This is a genomic window from Rhodococcus parequi, from assembly GCF_046042785.1.
GTDB lineage: Bacteria > Actinomycetota > Actinomycetes > Mycobacteriales > Mycobacteriaceae > Prescottella > Prescottella parequi.
The window spans coordinates 193,228-211,873 of record NZ_JBDLNV010000003.1; the positions used below are offsets into that span (position 1 = coordinate 193,228).

An 18,646-nucleotide genomic window follows, 5' to 3' on the forward strand; every position below is an offset into this window, starting at 1 on the left:
CACGGGGTGAGTGCGACGCCCGATCCCCGTGACCTGACCTCCGCAGCCATCGCCGACTTGCGGGCGTCCGGCCCGTCGACCGGGGAGGAGTGGGCGCAGCGTCTCGCCGATGCCGGGCACGGCTCGCTGCCGGCGATGACCGAACTGGTCGAACTGCTCGACCATCCCCAGGTGGTCCTGCTCGCGGACGGACGCAACGCCGTGCTGGACACGCTGGTCGAGGGTCGGGTGTTCACTCACCGGTTGTCGAGCGGCGAGATCGCGTCGGGGCTGCTGCACGCCGACCCCGATCTGACCCCGCTCGTGTTGCCGGCGATGGCGCAGGACGACGGTCCCGCGCGGGTACTGTTCGCGGACTACGACGCCGACGAGATGGCGGCGCTCGGTATCGCAGACGAGGATTTCCCCGAGGGTGCCGGACTTCTGTTCGGAGATGCAGCGCTGCAAGGCTATTCGCCTGGTGACCTGATCGCGGTGACGGTAGGGTCGGGTGGCGCACTCGCGCTGTCCGTGGTCGACGGCGATGTGGTCGACGTTCCCGACATGGCGGACCGGCTCGACCGCATCGTCGGTGCCGACAACGCCGACAACCTGGAAACCGTTGCCTGGCAGCTACTTGCGGACGATGCACGTCTGTTCTCGGCGCCGACGGCACCGCTCGGGGAGCTGATCGAGACGGCCGGTTACGACCTCGACGGCGACTACGTCGCGGCACGCGGTTTCGATTTCGGCGCGCACCGGCTCGCCACGCACGTCGCACTGGTTGCGCGCGAGAACGAGCTGCACCCGGACGAAGCGGCCGCGGTGGTGTCGTTCGTTCAGCTGGTCGGCATCGTGCACGACGACGAGCTCGATCTCGCGGACGTCCGCGCCCGCGTCGCCGAGGACACGGAGTCCTTTGTCGGACTGGAGGATCCGGCTGCCGCGGCCGCCGCACTGGACCTGGTCAACGCCGTCGAGGACGATTTCATCCCCGCGCTGTACACGACCGCGTCGGCGGTGGTGGGCGCGGGCCCGCGGCGCGCGAGGGCGTCCGGCCACTGGCTGGCGGGGATGGCCGCGGACACTCTCGGCGATGTGCTGGAGGCGGAACGCCACTTCGCCGATGCCGCCGCGATGGACGAGGCGTGGACTCCGGCGCTCTTCGAGCTGGCGCAGATCGCTTCCGACCGGGGCGACGCCCAGCGGGGGCTGTCGCTGCTGAGCCGCATCGACGGTGGACAGGACGAGCGTCTCCACGATGTGCTCACCCGGTTCGCGCCCACCGAGCATCCCGAACTCGGCCGCAACGACAAGTGCTGGTGCGGGTCGGGGCGCAAGTACAAGGTGTGTCACCTCGGCAGGGCCGACGCCGCGCTCGACGACCGGGCGCACTGGCTGTACGAGAAGGCCACCCTGTACGCGCAGTCGACGGTGCTGTTCGATCTGGTGCTGGGGCTCGCGGAGCGTCGGGCACAGCAACGGGACGACGAGGGCGCCGTCGCGCAGGCTTTCGACGAGCCGTTGGTGATCGACACCGCGCTGTTCGAGGGCGGACTGTTCCAGCTGTTCGTCGCCCGGCGCGGGGTCCTGTTGCCCGCCGACGAACGCGCACTCGCCGACCGCTGGCTCCACGCGCGGCGGTCGGTGCACGAGGTGGTCGCGCTGGAGGGTTCGACGGCGACGCTGCGGGATCTCGCCACCGACGAGACGGCGGTCGTCGACGCCGGTGGATGGGCCGTCGGAGATCTGTTGTGCTCGCGGGTCGTGCCGACCGGGGAGCGGACGCAGATCGTCGGCGGCGCCGAGCCGGTGACCGGTGAGCGGAAGGACATGGTTCTGGCCGTCCTGTCGGCCGAGACCGTCGAGCCCGAGGACGTCATCGACGTGCTCGGCTGACCGACGCCCGAACGAACGAACCCCGGTCCGAGCGAGGCTCGGCCGGGGTTCGTGGGTTCGTGGCGGCGTGATCAGCCGTGGTACGGCTCCGCGCTGATGAGCGTCACCTTCATCAGGCTGCCGTTGGGGAGGGTGTACTCGCGGGTCTCGCCGACCTTCGCGTTGAGCAGAGCGCCACCGAGTGGCGAGTTGGGGGAGTACACCTCGAGCTTGTTGTCGCGCGCGCCCTCTTCGCGGGTCGCGATGAGGAAAGTCTCGGTGTCGGACTCGTCACCGTCGTAGTAGACCTTGACGACGGAGCCGGGCAGGGCCACACCGGACTGGGTGGGGGCCTCGCCGACCTTGGCGTTGTTCAGCAGTTCCTGCAGCTGGCGGATGCGCGCCTCCTGCTGGCCCTGCTCCTCGCGGGCAGCGTGGTAGCCGCCGTTCTCCTTGAGGTCACCCTCTTCGCGACGCTCGTTGATCTCGGCGGCAATGACCGGACGATTGGCGATGAGCTGGTCGAGCTCATTCTTGAGCCTGTCGTGAGACTCCTGAGTAAGCCAGGTCACCTGGGTCTCGGTCATTCTCGATCACTCCCTTGTAGTCGAAGTCCGGGTGGACTCCCTCGGCAGATCGCTGCGAACAGCAACGATCAACGGGCAGGCCGGCTCTAGTCCGTGGCGAAAATCCCCCGGGTGTACGCCCACCGCGTGAGCAGACTCGTCCTGCCGTCAATGCAGCAATACACGGCTCCCAGTGGAACCGTGTATCGACTCATTTTAGCACGGTGAGGGTTTTCGACCGATCGGAACGAAGACCGATCGGTCGGCTGCTCAACCGGCGCGAAGGTAGTCCGGAACGGTCGAACTGCACCCGTACAAATCGCCCATGGCGGGCGGCTTGGAGGCGTACACCGGGGCGGTGATCTCCACCGTCTCCGAATCCGACGGGGCCACGTAAACCTCCCGGCGGCCGGTCTCCGAACCATCCTTGGAGCGGGTCCGGATGATGCAGACCGCCGGTTCGGACGGGTTGTCGCGTGTCACGGTGAACTGGATGTTCATCGTGCGGTCGTCGACGATGTCGAACGCGATCTGTTTGCCCTCGACATCCTTGACCGAGAACTTGGTGTAGCCGATGTATGCGATGCCGATGCCGGCGAGGACGACGAGGCCGGTCAGCAGCAGCTTGCCCCACGGGAGCGGGCCCGACTGGCGTCGGGCGGTTCCGTAGCGGTCGGGGGAGGGGGTACTGCTCATCACTCTGCTCTCGCGCCGTCGGTCGAAAAAGGGGCTGTGCGCGGCCGTCGGAGTCGCTGTTTACCGCGCGTAGCGGGGGTACGACAGACGGTCGTATGTGTCAGGTGGAACTATAGGGGAAGGACGACTGCGCCCCGCGAGTGGTGGCGGTCGGAGACTGCAGGTGACACACCACGACGGTGACACGAAGCTGAGGTGAAGACACACGTGAGCGGATTCCGCCTCATGGCCGTACATGCCCATCCCGACGACGAGTCGAGCAAGGGTGCTGCGACGATGGCTCGCTATGCCGCGGAGGGCAACGAGGTCCTCGTGGTGACCCTCACCGGTGGTGAGCGGGGCGACATCCTCAACCCGGCGATGGACGTGCCGGGCATCCGGGAGCGGATGCCGGAGGTGCGCCGCGAGGAGATGGCCGAGGCCGCCCGCATCCTGGGCGTGCGGCAGACGTGGCTCGGATTCGTCGACTCCGGTCTGCCGGAGGGCGACCCCAAGCCTCCGCTGCCCGAGGGATGCTTCGCGCTCGAGCCGCTCGAGGTCCCCACCGAGGCGCTGGTGAAGGTGATCCGCGAGTTCCGACCGCACGTGATGACCACGTACGACGAGAACGGCGGCTACCCGCACCCGGACCACATCAAGTGCCACGAGGTGTCGATGGCGGCCTACGAGGCGGCCGCGGACCCGGAGCAGTTCCCGGGCGCCGGTGAGCCGTGGGCCGTGCAGAAGGTCTACTACTCGCACGGCTTCATCCGTAAGCGCCTGGTCCAGTTCCAGGAGGAGTACGAGCGCCGCGGCGAGGAATTCCCGATGGCCGAGTGGTTGAAGAAGTGGAAGACCGAACAGGGCGATCTGATGGCCCGGGTGACCACACAGATCGAGTGCGGCGACTACTTCCCGCAGCGTGACGACGCACTGCGGGCCCACGCGACCCAGATCGACCCCAACGGGTCGTTCTTCGCGGTGCCGCTCGACATTCAGCAGAAGATCTGGCCGACCGAAGAGTTCGAGTTGGCGAAGACCCGGGTACACACCGCAATCCCGGAGAACGACTTGTTCGCGGGCATCGTGAAGGATGAGAAGCAGTGATGACGACGTTGGCGTGGGAGATCCTCGCCCAGGGGACCAGCACCCCGAGCAGCCCGCAGGGGCCCGAGTTCGGCAAGGCGTCGCCGCTCGGACTGGTGCTCGTCGTGGCGCTGCTGGTCGGCACGGTCCTGCTGATCCGTTCGATGAACAAGCAGCTGAAGAAGCTGCCGGACACGTTCCAGCCCGAGCACCCCGAGGCGGACCAGGCGGCGGACGAGGGAACCGACCTGGGGGCCGCGACGATCGCCGAGGTGGCCGAGCCGAAGCGGAAGGCCGAGCACAAGGCCGGGGACGCGCGGACCGAGCAGGACCCGCCCGCGCAGCCGGCGAGCTAGGACGCTCGTGACCGCGCCGGGACCCCGCGACCGCAACACACTCGGCGACGCGACGAGCCCGTATCTGCGTCAGCACGCCGGGAACCCGGTGCACTGGCACCAGTGGGGTCCGGAGGCGTTGGCGTGGGCGCGCGAGCGCAACGTCCCGATCCTGCTGTCCATCGGTTACGCGGCGTGCCACTGGTGTCATGTCATGGCGCACGAGTCCTTCGAGGACGACGCGACCGCGGCCGTGATGAACGAGAACTTCGTGTGCATCAAGGTGGACCGCGAGGAGCGTCCCGATCTCGACGCCGTCTACATGAACGCGACCGTCGCGATGACGGGGCAGGGCGGCTGGCCCATGACGTGCTTCCTCACCCCCGACGGTGCACCGTTCTACTGCGGCACCTACTACCCGCGGGAGCCCCGCGGCGGGATGCCGTCGTTCACGCAGTTGCTCCACGCCGTCACCGACACGTGGCGGAGTCGTCGGGGCGACGTAGACGATGCGGCCGCGTCGGTGGTGGCGGAACTGCGTCGCAGCAGCGGCGCGCTGCCCGCCGGTGGGGCGCCGATCGACGTCCCGCTGCTCTCGGGCGCCGTCGCGAGCGTGCTGCGCGATGAGGACCGCGACCGCGGCGGGTTCGGCGGGGCCCCGAAGTTTCCGCCGTCGATGCTGCTCGAGGGGCTCCTGCGGTCGTACGAGCGGACGGCTGCCGAACCGACGCTCCGGACGATCGAACGCACCGCGCAGGCGATGGCCCGCGGTGGCATCTACGACCAGCTCGGCGGCGGTTTCGCCCGCTACTCGGTAGACGCCGAGTGGGTGGTGCCGCACTTCGAGAAGATGCTCTACGACAATGCGCTGCTGGTGCGGTTCTACGCGCACCTCGCCCGCCGGACCGGGTCGGCGCTCGCAGGTCGTGTGGTCGAGGAGACCGTCGACTTCCTGCTGCGGGACCTGCGGACCGCGGCGGGCGCGTTCGCGTCAGCGCTCGACGCCGACACCGAAGGCGAAGAGGGTCTCACTTACTCGTGGACGCCGCAGCAACTCGTCGACGTGCTGGGAGACGACGACGGGCGGTGGGCAGCCGAGGCGTTCGCGGTGACGGACGCGGGCACCTTCGAACGTGGCACATCGGTGCTGCAACGCCTCGTCGATCCGCCGGACACGGACCGGCTGGCCGACATCCGGTCGCGCCTGCTCGCGGCGCGGAACCGTCGCCCGCAACCGGCGCGGGACGACAAGGTCGTCACCGCCTGGAACGGACTGACGATCACGGCTCTCGCCGAGGCGGGCGCCGTGTTCGGTCGCGGCGACTGGGTCGAGGCCGCCGAGGAGTGCGCGCACATGGTGCTGTCCTCCCACCTCGTGGAGGGGCGGCTGCGCCGCGCGTCGCTCGGCGGTGTGGTGGGGGAGCCGGCCGGGATCCTCGAGGACTACGGAGCCCTCGCCACTGCCCTGCTGACGTTGCATCAGGTGACCGGCGCCGTCGAGTGGCTGGACGCGGCAACCGGACTGCTGGACACCACGATCGAGCATTTCGCCGATCCCGACGAGCCGGGAAGCTGGTTCGACACCGCCGACGACGCCGAGACGCTGGTGACACGTCCACGCGACCCGCTGGACGGGGCGACACCGTCCGGCGCATCGCTGACGGCGGAGGCGCTGCTGACGGCGTCGTCGCTCGTGGATGCCGACCGGTCGGCGAAGTATGCAGCAGCCGCGGCAGATTCGTTGGACCGCGCCTCGGTGGCCCTCCAGCGTGCGCCGCGGTCCGCCGGGCACTGGCTGGCCGTCGCCGAAGCATTCGTTCGAGGGCCCCTGCAGATCGCGGTCTCGGAGGACGCGCCGTCCGAGCTGTCCGAGCAGGCGCGGATTCTCGCGCCCGGTGGGGCCGTCGTGGTTGCGGGGCGGGCGGATTCGACGCCGCTGCTGGCGGACCGACCGCAGATCGACGGTACGCCGACCGCCTACGTGTGCCGGGGATTCGTGTGTGATCGGCCGGTGACGGACCCGGCGAGCCTACGAGAACAGATCGAGAGATGAGAACGGCCCGCACGGTGATCCGTGCGGGCCGATCCTGCGACTCTGTGGATCAGGAACCGAGGCTGCCGAACAGGTCGCCGGCGACGGCGGTGATCCCGGACAGAACGTAGTCGACCGAGTCGATGATGCCGGCGAGAACGATGTCGGCGCTGCCGAACGGGATGCTGATCGCGGCGGTGAGAGAACCGAAGTCCATGGTGTACCTCCAAGACGGGGCGGGCCCAGCCTGGGCGGGGCCTGCAAGAGATGGTGGGGTGCTCCGCGCGGGAGCGAGGGCGTCGCGGGTTCAGGAATGAACGCGACCGTCCCGGGTCGGATTCAGTCTCAGCTGCCGAAGATGCCGAAGATGCCCTCGACCGATCCGGTGATGGTGTCGAACAGGTCCTCCAGCGAGGCCGAGGAATTGGCGAACAGGCCTTCGAGCGATCCCATGTGAGTCTCCTTGCGTTGTGCGGTCTGCGCTCCCGCCGCTCGAGCGGTGCGCGATCTGTCCGCGAGTCGTCCGACTCGTGACGGGTGAGACGCTAGCAATCGGTTGGTATCTTTTGTGGCGATTTCAGATACTCGTGAAAGTGGACCACCGGCACGAATCCGTGACGTAGGTTCGGGATTTTGTCTCGGCCCGGGCTTTGACGTTTCCCACCTTTCCGTCAACGCGCCGAATTCTCGCCGTTGCCCGTCCGTCGAAATGGTCCGATATTCCGACAACTGGGGCCCGTGCAGAGAGTTCTGCACGGGCCCCAGTTATTCACCGACGTACTTGATCGGCGTCTGCCTCAGCTCAGGACGAGGCCGGCGTAATCGATCAAGTTGCGGAACGAATTGAGCAGGCCGACACCGAGGGCGTCGACGCTCATCACGGGGATCTTGATCAGGTCTGCGAGCGAGCTCATTTCCAACCTCCGGATTTGTTACAGGCCCCGATGAGAGGCGCTGTAGTCGATTGATGAGAAGCGGGACGTGATCGCACCGCGATCACGCACAGTTTCGTCGGACGCGCGCAGGCCGAATCAGGCGCCGCTGCTCGTGACGATGCCACCCAGCCAATCCAGGATGGCCTTGACCGTGCTTCCCGCCAGATCGATCGACTGGACGGAATCGAAGATGTCCGCTAAGGAACCCATTTCCTACTCCCGACAGTGTGCGGCCGCGCATCTCCGTCGGGGTCCCGACAGAAACGCGAGTGCCGAGTTCTGTACGAGCAATTGCCCGTACCCACCGAACTGTAGCAACGAACGGTCGGTTCGTCCTGTCGATACTGCGGCGTTTCTGCCGATTTCGTAAACTGGTCGAACGTTCGATAGCCGGAAGGTGACCGCAAGAGTCTTTGTGCCCGAAGTCGTTGCCGGACCGCCGCTTCGTCGACCGAGTGCTACCGGAGGGCTGCTTCGATTGTGGGCCACGAGCGGCCGAGTTCGTCGCGCCAGTACGGCCACGCGTGGACGCCCACCGGTTGTGCGCTGCGGGTGACGTCGGCGCCGGCGTCTCGAAGCGCCTGCGCGAGTTGATCGGTGCAGAGATTCGAGCCGGCCTCGAGTAGTCCACCCACGACGACGGTCTGCGCGATGCCTTGGTGGTTCAGCGATTCGTGCGGGCCGGGAAGGCCGTTGCCGGAGGACAGGTACACCTTCTTGCCTGCGAGGGCGGACGCGTTGCGGAACAGGTCGTGCTCGCGCCAGGGCTCGCTTCCCTCCGGGCCCCACATCATTTCGGAGTTGGCCATGCCGTTGATCACGACCAGGTCGGTGAGAGCTTTTCCGATCGGTCCTTCGGTGAGGTAGCAGCCGCTGTATCCCACGGCGCCCGAGTAGAGATCGGGAACCCTGGAGGCGAGCATCAGTGCACCCTGCGCGCCGGAGGAGATTCCGCCGATCACGTTGCGTCCGTTGGTATCGAATTGTGCGTCGATCAGCGGGGGCAGCTCCTCGGTGAGGAACGTTTCCCACTTCGTCTTGCCGAACTTCGGGTGGTCGGTTTCCCAGTCGGAGTACAGGCTGCCGGTGCCGCCGACCGGGAGAACTGCGTAGACGTTCTTGTCGGCGAAGAAGGCCTCTGCGTTTCCGCGCTGGGCGTCGAGCCAATTGGTGCTGTCGGCCTGGCCCGAGTTGCCGTCCAGCAGGTAGTAGACCCCCCGAGCTTCGGAACGATCCGCCGGCACGATCACGTTCACAGGTACGTCGCGACCCATGGCTGGTGAAGCCACCTGCAGGAGAACGAGACGATCGGTGACGTCGATTGTCTCGACTATCGACGGCTGTGCGTCTCGAGAGGGCGTCGCGGCGACCGAGAACGGGGCGCCGGCAACCGAAATCACGGTCAGTGCAGCTGTCGCGGCGAGTGCGCACGCGGCGCGGCGGAGGCGGATGGGCGTGCTGCTTCGTCGAGGTGTTCCGACGCTCGTCATTCTCGATGTCCTTCGGGGCGTACGGGCCAGGTCGTCGAAAGCACAAACGCAATCGGGACCCGCGCAAGTCACTTGCGCGAGGCCCGATTGCGGTGCGTCTGGCCGTGCTACTTCGGCATTCCGCCGGGGTAGCCGCTCAGGGTGAAGAGGGCATTGATGCCCTTCGTGATCTGTGCGCTCACGCTCCCGGTCACAACTCCGAGGGCTTCGTAGATGGATCCCATGATTCTCCTTAGATGTCGCGAATCTGAGTGATCGACGGGCCGTGTGGGCCGAGGCTCGAGGCGAACTCCGGCCGACCGGGATGATCGATCGTGATCTGTGAACTCGGCGAACTACGGTGTCGGGGCGGCCGAGAAGCTGTCGATCGAGCCGAAGCCGATGTTGACGAGTTCACCCAACGACGCGAGCGCATCCGTGATGCTCGTCTGAGCTGAACCGAGGAACGCGGGGAGAAGACCGTCGGCCATGAGCGAGCCGAGCCCTTCATTCCCCAAGATCGCTCCGAGAACTCCTTCGAGTGAACCCATTTGTGCCTCCTCAGGACGTCATGTGTACCCGGCACCGAATCCTGCACACGCGATTCGGATCACACACCGGTTTCCGCGTATCACGGGCCGATTGCCTGTGATCAAGGTGAACGGTAACAACGGGTCACGGGCGGACGGGTCGGTTTCGTGAAAGTTCTCTGGAATCCGAGGAAGGTCCTGGCATGTCCGGTGCCGCCGCGCATTCCACCAGTGCGCGGAACGATTGGGTGAGGAGCGTTTTGTAACGGTCGGTGTCCGGCATCATCGCGGTGTCGGCGCAGAACGAGATCTCGATCTCGTCGTCGTGATGGGACACGATCAGGTGCCTCAGACCGACCCTGTCGATGACTCCCAGAATGCCGAAGCTCCGCACGAGGGGCGCACCTCTCAGGATCAGGTCCTCGCCGGTCCACGGGATGTTGCTGACCATCGTGTTGACTGATTCGACGGTGTCGTCCGGCCGGTTGCGCAGGCCCTCCAGTCGTATGACGAGCCTCAGCAGCCATGAGGGCGAGGTGTCGATTCTGGCTGCCGTCGCCTGGACGTCTGGATTTCGGTGCCGATTCTTCTCGGCGCGAACCGACGCGCTGACGGCGTGCAGTCGCTGGATCGGGTCGTCGATGTCCGTATGGAGGTTCACCGCCATCAGCGCCAGGTGGTTCGCGCGGTTCCCGTCCGGATGGTCCGCCACGCCCGGACGGGTGCCGCGCAGTGACATCGGTACCAGGGCGGCGAGGGAACTTGGCGGCGTCTCGCCTTTCTCCGTGAGGTACGCGGAGAGGGCGCCGGAAATCGTCGCCAGCAGAACGTCGTTGAAGGTCGCGCCCTCGACGGCGGCTCGAACGGCGCGGATGTCGCTCGGTGAGAAGCTCACGACATCGAATGTGAGGTCCGAGGTGATCGCCGTGTTGAAGCGAGTCGCGGGGCGTCGTGGTGGTGCGGGAGCGATCGCGCCGGTCTCGATCTGTTCGGCAACCCGGCGTGCTCCTTCTCCGGAGTCGGTGAGTCCTCGGTGGAAGTCACGCCACTGCCGCGGGAGTCGGCCGACGGCCTTGACGAGTTCGGCGGTCGCGGACCAGCCCGCCGTGGGCTGGGGAACCGGCGGGTGGTCGTCCGTGCGGCCGAAGATACGCAGCGCGAGGTCGCGCGCCGCGAGACCGTCACCGGAACTGTGGTGGCAACGCAGAACCGCGACGGTCATTCGATCGGGCAGACCGTCGATGCCCGTGACGTCGGTGAGGAAATGCAGCTGCCACGGCGGACGTGTGAGATCCAGCGGCTTCCCCGAGAATCTCGCGATGTGGTGGCGCAGTGCGTCCCATCCGGGGCCGTCGACGCGTTCGACGATCACGTGGTCGGAGAGGTCGAGGGTGGGATCGGGGACCCAGGAGGGGTAGTCGAGAGCGAGCGGAATGTGCCGGAGCCGGCGGGTGAAGACTCCGCTGTAGCCGAGGCGCGGACGCATCCACTCGACGGCCTCGGCCTGCGTGATCGGGGCCGCCTCGGCGGTGGTGTCGAACAGGTAGATGCCCGTCGAGTTCGAGATGTGGTGCTCGCGCTCGTGGTAGACGAAGTCGGCATCCTGAGGGGCCAGTCGGGTGACGTCACCCACCGTGCCTTCGGTCGTTGTCACACTGTTCCTCCCGCGTCGGATCAGAACAGGGTAGGCAGACGAAGTCGCTCGGCGGTCCGTTTTGCGTTGCTCGGTGGCTGCTCGCCACCGCCTACCCGAACACCACCAGACAGACCGCGACGAAGTGGCACATCGCCGCGACCGCGGTGGCGGCGTGGAAGAACTCGTGATGCCCGAACGTCTGCGGCCACGGATCGGGCCACTTGGTGGCGTAGAGGACGGCGCCGACGCTGTAGAGGACGCCGCCGACGGCGAGCAGGACCATCGGCGCGACGCCGGCATCGTGGACGAGTTCACCGGCAACCGGGACGATCGCCCAGCCGAGCAACAGGTACAGCGGGACGCCGACCCAACGAGGGGCGGTGGGCCACAGCATCTTCAGCGCGACACCGGCGAGCGCGCCGCACCACACCACCGTCAACAGGGTGGCGCCGGTGTGCGGGGGCAGCGCCAACAGGCCGAACGGCGTGTAACTGCCGGCGATGAACAAGAAGATCATCGAATGGTCGGCGCGCTTCATCCAGATTCGCGCGCGGACGGTGCGCCAGTGGATCCGGTGATAGGTCGTGCTCACCGCGAACAGCCCGCACACGGTGATGCCGTAGACGAGGGTGGCGATCCCGGCGCGTGCACCTTCGATCGCGAACGCGAGCGAGACCAGTACGGCGCTCGCGAGGATCGCCACGACCAGGGACCAGGCGTGGATCCACCCGCGCATGCGGGGCTTGACCGGGAGGTCGTCGAGCCCGAGTGCCGTCATGTCGTGCCCTGCCTGTTCGTTCCGTTCGGTGGGACAGTCTGCGCAAAACCTACGCAACAGTAACCTACGGTTCCGTAACCTAGATAGCGTTCCGTGGTGAGGCCTGCGCGACACTCGGGTGCTCGGCGCCGGTGGAACATGTTCGCGGCGTAGTCTTTCATCCCGTGGTGATGTCCAGGTGAAGTTGCGCGGCCTGCTGTACAGCATCTACGAGCGACGGCTCCTGCGCCGACTCGACGGTTTACAGCATCCGCGCCATGTGGCGGTGATGTGCGACGGTAATCGCCGCTGGGCGCGCGAGAACGGGTTCGCCGACGTCAGTCACGGGCACCGGATGGGTGCCCGCAAGATCGCGGAACTGCTGCGCTGGTGCGATGCCGCCGGGATCGAGATGGCCACCATCTACCTGCTCTCCACCGAGAATCTGCGGCGTGAGCCCGAGGAACTCGACACGCTGCTCGAGATCATCACCGAGGTCGTCGAGGAGATCTCCGGCCCGGGCAAGAACTGGAGCGTCAAGATCGTCGGCACGCTGGATCTGCTCCCCGAGGACCAGGCGCGGCGCCTGCGGGACGCCGCCGAGGGCACGCGGGGCCGTACCGGCACGCACGTCAACGTCGCCGTCGGCTACGGCGGGCGCCAGGAGATCGCCGACGCCGTCCAGTCCCTGCTGCGCGACAAGCTGGCCGAGGGGCTGACCGGCGACGATCTCGTCAAGGCCATGAGTGTCGAGGGCATCGACGGCCACCTCTACACGTCGGGCCAGCCCGATCCGGACCTCGTGATCCGGACATCGGGGGAGCAGCGGCTGTCCGGATTCCTGTTGTGGCAGAGCGCGTACTCGGAGATCTGGTTCACCGAGGCGTACTGGCCCGAGTTCCGACGCGTCGACTTCCTCCGTGCGCTGCGCGACTACGCCGCGCGGCACCGCCGCTTCGGCGCGTAGCGCCGTCGTCGACGCAGTGGCGCGTAGCCGCCGTCGTCGCGACGCTTCGGCGCGTAGCCGCCGTCGTCGACGCCGTGGGGCCTGATCGCCGTCAGCTCGTCGGCGGCGTGAGGGCGGGGAACCAGATGTCGGTGAGGACCTCCGCGGCCTGGTCGCGGGGGATCTCGATCGTGCCCTGGACGGCCCAGCGGGTGAAGAAGCGCTCGAGCTGGGTGACCAGCAGTTCGATCCGGACCCGCGCCTCGCTCTCCCGGTCCGTGCCCCACCGGGAGAGATACGACGGCATCGCGTCCGGCAACGCTGCGATGGCCTCCCGGGCGGGCTCCCGGAAATCGGGCTCGAGGACCAGGGCCTCGTCCCATGCCGGCAGGATCGCGCGATTGTGGTCGAACCAGTCGATGGCCCGCTCGACCCAGCGCGTGAACTCCGCGCGCGACCCCGTCCCCAGGACGTCGTCGAGGTCGGCGTAGACCGACGCGGCGCGAGGGTCCATCGACTCGGATCCGATCTTGCGCAGGATGTCGGTCTTACCGGTGAAGTGCAGATAGAACGTGGCCCGGCTGCAGCCCGCCGCGGACGCGATGTCGTCGATCTTCACGGCGGCGTAGCCGTTCGCCGCGAACAGATCCCGCGCGCAGTCGAGAAGGCGTCGTCGGGTCAGACGCTTCTGCTCGTCCCGAAGTGTCGGCTTCCTGACGGGCGCTTCCTCAGTCTCGTTCATCGCACACCTCCGCTCGCATCGTACGGACGCGGCATTTCGATCCTCGCGGCCCTTCGCTTGACAGTATGTCAGCGAGTCCGGTTCTATGACGTGGATCACGTTTCGTCCCGTTGCCTCCCGCAATCCGATTGTGGGAAAGGAGCTTCAATGCCCCCGCTACCCAAGGTGTGCATCATCGGCGCCGGCTGTTCCGGCTTCACAACGGCCAAGCGGCTCAAGGACCACGGCATCCCGTACGACTGCTTCGAGGCGTCCGACGACGTCGGCGGCAACTGGTACTACAAGAACCCCACCGGCATGTCGTCGTGTTACGAGAGCCTGCACATCGACACGTCGTCGACTCGCCTGCAGTTCGAGGACTTCCCCGTCCCGGCGGACTGGCCACACTTCCCGCACCACTCGCTGATGCACGGCTACTTCCGCGACTACGTCGAGAAGTTCGGTCTGCGTGAGACCATCACGTTCGGGACGATGGTGGAGAGGGCGCGACGCAACGCGGACGGCACCTGGGACGTCACACTCGACACCGGCGAAACCCGCACCTACGACGCACTCGTCGTCGCCAACGGGCACCACTGGGATCCGCGGATGCCCGAGTACCCGGGCACGTTCGACGGTTCGATCATCCACAGTCACGACTACCTCAACGTGTTCGACCCGATCGACATGCGCGGCAAGAACGTCGTGGTCGTCGGCATGGGCAACTCGGCGCTCGATATCGCATCGGAACTGTCGCACCGCTCGATCGCGAAGCACGTGTGGGTATCCGCTCGACGCGGGGTCTGGGTGCTGACCAAGTACCGCGAGGGCAAGCCGGCGGACAAGATGATGATGCCGCCGTGGATGCCGAAGAAGCTGGGACTGGCTATCGCGCGGCGCAAGATCAAGAAGTCGCTGGGGCAGATGCAGGACTACGGTCTGCCCGAGCCGGACCACGAGCCGCTCGGCGCGCACCCGTCGGTGAGTATCGACTTCCTGGCCAAGGCCGGATCCGGTGACCTGACGTGCGTTCCCGCGATCGAATCACTCGACGGCGACCACGTCCGGCTCGTCGACGGACGGCGGATCCCCGCCGACGTCGTCGTGTGCGCCACGGGGTACAACATGAGCTTCCCGTTCTTCGACGACCCGTCGCTGCAACCGGATGCGCAGCACCGCTTTCCGCTCTTCAAGCGGATCATGCAGCCCGGCGTCGACAATCTGTTCTTCATGGGTCTCGCGCAGGCGTCGCCGACGATCGTCAATCTCGCGGAGCAGCAGAGCAAGCTGGTGGCCGGAGTGCTCACCGGCGCGTACGTGCCGCCGTCCGAGGACGAGATGCGCCGCATCATCGGGGTCGACGATGCTGCCAGTCTCGCGCAGTACTACCAGACGCCGCGGCACACCATCCAGGTCGATTTCGCACGATATGTGCGCGACCTGAAGAAGGAGATCGCGGCCGGCGAGAAGCGCACGCAGCAGACACCGGTCGGCGCGCGGTGACGGCCGTCGAGGGCTTCGCCGACCCCGCGTTCTCGGGTCTGCGAGACCTGTTGCAGCGCAACCTCGACGACGGCACCGACGTCGGCGCGTCGGTGTGTGTGGTGGCCGACGGCGAGACGGTGGTCGACCTGTGGGGCGGTGTCGCCGACGTCGACACCGGGGCGCGGTGGGTCAAGGACACCGTCGTCAACACGTACTCGCTGACGAAGACGATGACCACGCTCGCAGCGTTGCTGCTCGTCGACCGCGGGCACCTCGACCTTGATTCTCCCGTCGCCGACTACTGGCCGGAGTTCGCGGCCAACGGTAAGGACGGGGTGCTGGTGCGCCACGTCCTCGGGCACACGTCGGGGGTGAGCGGTTGGCAGCAGCCGGTGTCGCTCGCCGACATCTGTGACGCCGTCCACGCGGAGGACCTGCTCGCGCAGCAGGCGCCGTGGTGGGAGCCCGGCACCGCGTCGGGCTACCACGCCACCAACTTCGGGCACCTTGTCGGCGGCATGGTCCGCCGCGTCACCGGCGTCGGGCTGGGCGAATTCTTCGCCACCGAGGTGGCGGCAGCGTGCGGTGCCGACTACCTCATCGGTGTTCCCTCGGACGTCGACCCGCGGGTTGCACCGCTCGTCGCGCCGCCTCCCACCGGATTCGACTATGCGGCACTGCCGCCCGACGGAATCTTCGTCAAGACGATGGCGAACCCGGTGATCCCCGTGGCGGAGACGTCGAGCCGGATGTGGCGCGGCGCCGAGATCGGCGGCGCCAACGGGCACGGCAACGCCCGTTCGGTGGCGCTGGTCCAGTCGGTGGTCTCGCACGGCGGTCGGACGGTGTCCGGCGAGCAGTTGTTGCGCCCCGAGACGGTCGACCGGATCTTCGACGTGCAGTCCGACGGCGTCGACCAGGTGCTCGGTGCGGCGCTGCGATTCGGCCTCGGCTACGCGCTGCCGGCGCCGGCGGTGCATCCGTCGATCCCCGACGGGCGGGTGTGCTGGTGGACCGGGTACGGCGGCTCGATCGTCGTCAACGATCTCGACCGCCGGACGACGTTCGCCTACGTGATGAACAAGATGTCCCCGCAACTTCTCGGTGCGCCGCGCACCGAGGAGTACGTCGCGCAGGCGTACGCGGGTCTCTAGACCCGGGTGTTCTTTGCGTTCGGAGGGGGGCGCAAAGAACACCCGCGCCACGATCAGAGTTTGCGCAGGCGCAGACGGTTGATGGTGTGGTCGGCGTCCTTGCGCAGCACCAGTGTTGCACGCGGACGGGTCGGGAGGATGTTCTCGACGAGGTTGGGCCGGTTGATCGAGTTCCAGATGTCCTCGGCCGCGAGGGTCGCGTGCTCGTCCGACAGTGCTGCGTAGTGGTGGAAGTGCGCGTTGGGATCCGCGAACGACGTCTTACGCAGCGCGAGAAAGCGTTTGATGTACCACGCCTCGATGTCCTCGATGCGGGCGTCGACGTAGATGGAGAAGTCGAACAGGTCCGACACCATGAGCCGCGGGCCGGTCTGGAGCACGTTGAGGCCCTCGATGATGAGGATGTCGGGCTGCCGGATGAGGTGGTACTGGCCCGGAATGACGTCGTACGAGATGTGCGAGTACACCGGGGCCGCAACCTCTTCGGCACCCGACTTGACCTCGGTCACGAAGCGCAGGAGCTTGCGGCGGTCGTAGCTCTCCGGGAAACCCTTCCGGTGCATCATGCCCCGGCGGGTCAGCTCGGCGGTGGGGTAGAGGAACCCGTCGGTGGTGACGAGGTCGACGCGAGGGTGGTGCTCCCAGCGGGCGAGCAGGGCCTGCAGGACGCGGGCGGTGGTCGACTTGCCCACCGCGACGCTGCCGGCGACGCCGATGACGAACGGCACCTGACGGTCGGGGTGCTTGTCGCCGAGGAACGTTGCGGTGGCCGCGAACAGACGCTGGCGGGCGGCCACCTGTAAGTGGATCAGACGTGCGAGCGGGAGGTAAACCTCGGCGACCTCGTCGAGATCGATCTGTTCACCGAGGCCGCGGAGCCCGACGAGTTCTTCCTCGGTGAGGACGAGCGGTGTCGACTTGCGGAGCTTGCGCCACTGCTTGCGGTCGAACTCGACGTAGGGGCTGGATTCGCTCACCCGTGCCATCGCTGCACCTCTCGCGAGAGTGGCTTCGATCGCGATCGGCGCATGCGCGTGCTGGGGGAAGGCAGGTGCATGACGCAAATTGTGCTCGCAACCACAGGAGCCCGCTGCGCCGGGTCCGTCTCGCGGTGGAAACCGGAGCCGACGGACTGCTGTAAGCACAGGTGACGGACTACTGTCCCCACCATGGAACCGGACGCATTGGTACGCGACTACCTCCTGCTGGGCTTGCGGTTCGACCGCCTGGAAGACGGCTTCGTCGACGCCTACACCGGCGACCCGGCCCTGCGCCGACAGGTCGAGAACGAGTCGCGACCGGATCCGCGTCGGCTCGTCGCCGACGCCCGGGCGCTGCGGGGCGAACTCCCGGGAGCCGGGTTCACGGAAGAACGGACCCGCTTCCTCGACGCGCACCTCACCGCGCTCGAGTGCTCGGCCCGGAAGTTCGCGGGCGAGGACATCGGGTTCGTGGACGAGGTCGCCGCCTACTTCGACGTGCGGATCGAACCGGGCAGCGAGGACGAGTACCGCGAGGCGCACCGCCGGATGGACGCCGTCCTGCCCGGTCCGGGCACCCTCGGCGAGCGGATGGAGGCACACCGCGCTGCCGACCGCATCCCGCCGGAGCGGCTGGCCGAGTGCGTCGAGGCGTTCAACAGTGCGCTGCGCGACCGGGTGCGCGCCGAGTACGCGCTGCCCGAGACCGAGCGGGTGGACTACGAGGTGGTCGGCGACAAGCCGTGGTCCGGGTTCAACTACTACCTCGGCGACTATCGGTCCACCGTCGCGATCAACTCCGACCTCGACCAGCACATGTCGCACCTGCCGCGCCTGATCGCGCACGAGTCCTACCCGGGCCACCACACCGAGCACTGCCGCAAGGAGGCCGGGCTCGTCGGCGCCGGACAGCTCGAGCAGACGCTGTTCGTGGTCAACACCCCGCAGTGCCTGATGGCGGAGGGGCTCGCCGATCTCGCGCTGGCGTCGATCGTGGGCGACGGTCGGAGCGGAGCCGGCGGAGCGACCCATCAGAGCTGGGGACGCTGGGCGCAGGAGATCTACGCCGACCTGGGGCTCCGGTTCGACGGCGAGCGGGCCGAGGAGCTGTCCGCGGCGTCGGCCGGGCTGCTGTCGGTGCGTCAGGACGCCGCGCTCCTGCTGCACGACCGCGGCGCCGATCCGGACGACGTCGTCGCGTTCCTCCAACGCTGGACGCTGTCGAGCCCCGAGCGGGCGAAGCAGAGCCTGCGGTTCCTGTCGTCGCCGCTGTGGCGGGCCTACATCAGCACCTACGTCGAGGGCTACCGGCTGCTCGGCGCCTGGTTGGACCGCGCGCCCGTCGGCCCGGACCGCTCCGCGCGGTTCCGCCGGCTGCTCGACGAGCCGCTCACCCCGGGCGCGCTCCGCGACGAGCTGGCGAGCGCCGACGGAGCCGCTGTGGGGACCGAACAGCCTCGTCCTTAGACTGGAGGCGATACT

Annotated in this window: 17 protein-coding genes; 8 read left to right on the forward strand and 9 right to left on the reverse strand. The window is 67.5% G+C overall.

From position 1 onward, the window contains the following. Positions 1–6 precede the first annotated feature (6 nt). Positions 7–1,878, forward strand: coding sequence for an SEC-C domain-containing protein (locus ABEU20_RS09165; protein ID WP_420164106.1), 1,872 nt, complete (start codon positions 7–9; stop codon positions 1,876–1,878). A 71-nt stretch (positions 1,879–1,949) separates the two neighbouring features. Here the strand turns inward: ABEU20_RS09165 and greA are convergent, their stop codons facing one another. Together greA and ABEU20_RS09175 are read right to left on the reverse strand one after the other, a co-directional pair. Beyond that, entirely contained in the window at positions 1,950–2,444 is a 495-nt protein-coding gene (gene greA, locus ABEU20_RS09170; RefSeq protein ID WP_005514653.1) for a transcription elongation factor GreA, read from the reverse strand. A gap of 249 nt (positions 2,445–2,693) precedes the next feature. Then, a complete protein-coding gene (locus tag ABEU20_RS09175; protein ID WP_420164107.1) occupies positions 2,694–3,119 on the reverse strand; it encodes a DUF4307 domain-containing protein in 426 nt (141 codons plus the stop codon). Between the two features lie 207 nt (positions 3,120–3,326). Here ABEU20_RS09175 and mca point away from each other — a divergent pair, with 207 nt between their 5' ends. The 3 genes from mca to ABEU20_RS09190 are packed head-to-tail and all read left to right on the forward strand — an operon-like array spanning position 3,327 to position 6,572. Beyond that, entirely contained in the window at positions 3,327–4,205 is an 879-nt protein-coding gene (gene mca, locus ABEU20_RS09180; protein ID WP_420164108.1) for a mycothiol conjugate amidase Mca, read from the forward strand. Next, entirely contained in the window at positions 4,205–4,540 is a 336-nt protein-coding gene (locus ABEU20_RS09185; protein ID WP_420164109.1) for a hypothetical protein, read from the forward strand. The genes mca and ABEU20_RS09185 overlap by 1 nt, the downstream gene beginning before the upstream one ends. A 7-nt stretch (positions 4,541–4,547) precedes the next feature. Beyond that, the gene (locus tag ABEU20_RS09190; RefSeq protein ID WP_420164110.1) at positions 4,548–6,572 is read left to right on the forward strand and encodes a thioredoxin domain-containing protein; all 2,025 of its coding nucleotides are present in this window, start codon (positions 4,548–4,550) and stop codon (positions 6,570–6,572) included. A gap of 49 nt (positions 6,573–6,621) precedes the next feature. Here ABEU20_RS09190 and ABEU20_RS09195 read toward each other — a convergent pair whose 3' ends face one another. From ABEU20_RS09195 to trhA, 5 genes are all read right to left on the reverse strand, one after another. Beyond that, on the reverse strand, positions 6,622–6,768 hold the full coding sequence (locus tag ABEU20_RS09195) for a hypothetical protein (protein ID WP_420164111.1): 147 nt from the start codon (positions 6,766–6,768) through the stop codon (positions 6,622–6,624). Between the two features lie 1,176 nt (positions 6,769–7,944). Continuing rightward, positions 7,945–8,760 carry an alpha/beta hydrolase gene (locus ABEU20_RS09200; RefSeq protein WP_420164112.1) on the reverse strand — a complete coding sequence of 272 codons (816 nt, stop codon included), beginning with the start codon at positions 8,758–8,760 and terminating at the stop codon, positions 7,945–7,947. A 551-nt stretch (positions 8,761–9,311) separates the two neighbouring features. Continuing rightward, positions 9,312–9,506: a hypothetical protein gene (locus ABEU20_RS09205; RefSeq protein ID WP_041674000.1), complete on the reverse strand. Its 195-nt coding sequence runs from the start codon at positions 9,504–9,506 to the stop codon at positions 9,312–9,314. Between the two features lie 124 nt (positions 9,507–9,630). Further along, entirely contained in the window at positions 9,631–11,139 is a 1,509-nt protein-coding gene (locus ABEU20_RS09210) for a wax ester/triacylglycerol synthase domain-containing protein (RefSeq protein WP_420164113.1), read from the reverse strand. Between the two features lie 91 nt (positions 11,140–11,230). Then, positions 11,231–11,899, reverse strand: a complete 669-nt coding sequence (gene trhA / locus ABEU20_RS09215) for a PAQR family membrane homeostasis protein TrhA (RefSeq protein ID WP_420164114.1) — start codon at positions 11,897–11,899, stop codon at positions 11,231–11,233. A 178-nt stretch (positions 11,900–12,077) separates the two neighbouring features. On the opposite strand from trhA, the gene ABEU20_RS09220 reads away from it, so the two are divergent. Then, the gene (locus tag ABEU20_RS09220) at positions 12,078–12,845 is read left to right on the forward strand and encodes an isoprenyl transferase (protein WP_420164115.1); all 768 of its coding nucleotides are present in this window, start codon (positions 12,078–12,080) and stop codon (positions 12,843–12,845) included. Positions 12,846–12,936: 91 nt separating this feature from the next. Here the strand turns inward: ABEU20_RS09220 and ABEU20_RS09225 are convergent, their stop codons facing one another. Then, a complete protein-coding gene (locus ABEU20_RS09225; protein ID WP_420164116.1) occupies positions 12,937–13,566 on the reverse strand; it encodes a TetR/AcrR family transcriptional regulator in 630 nt (209 codons plus the stop codon). A 147-nt stretch (positions 13,567–13,713) separates the two neighbouring features. Between ABEU20_RS09225 and ABEU20_RS09230 the strand changes: the two genes are divergently transcribed. Together ABEU20_RS09230 and ABEU20_RS09235 are read left to right on the forward strand one after the other, a co-directional pair. Beyond that, on the forward strand, positions 13,714–15,048 hold the full coding sequence (locus tag ABEU20_RS09230) for a flavin-containing monooxygenase (protein WP_420164117.1): 1,335 nt from the start codon (positions 13,714–13,716) through the stop codon (positions 15,046–15,048). After that, the gene (locus tag ABEU20_RS09235) at positions 15,045–16,184 is read left to right on the forward strand and encodes a serine hydrolase domain-containing protein (protein WP_420164118.1); all 1,140 of its coding nucleotides are present in this window, start codon (positions 15,045–15,047) and stop codon (positions 16,182–16,184) included. Before ABEU20_RS09230 ends, ABEU20_RS09235 begins: the two co-directional genes overlap by 4 nt. 53 nt (positions 16,185–16,237) lie before the next feature. Here the strand turns inward: ABEU20_RS09235 and coaA are convergent, their stop codons facing one another. Further along, a complete protein-coding gene (gene coaA / locus ABEU20_RS09240; RefSeq protein WP_225015775.1) occupies positions 16,238–17,170 on the reverse strand; it encodes a type I pantothenate kinase in 933 nt (310 codons plus the stop codon). A 183-nt stretch (positions 17,171–17,353) separates the two neighbouring features. Between coaA and ABEU20_RS09245 the strand changes: the two genes are divergently transcribed. Beyond that, the gene (locus tag ABEU20_RS09245; RefSeq protein WP_420164119.1) at positions 17,354–18,631 is read left to right on the forward strand and encodes a DUF885 domain-containing protein; all 1,278 of its coding nucleotides are present in this window, start codon (positions 17,354–17,356) and stop codon (positions 18,629–18,631) included. The last annotated feature ends 15 nt before the right edge of the window (positions 18,632–18,646 follow it).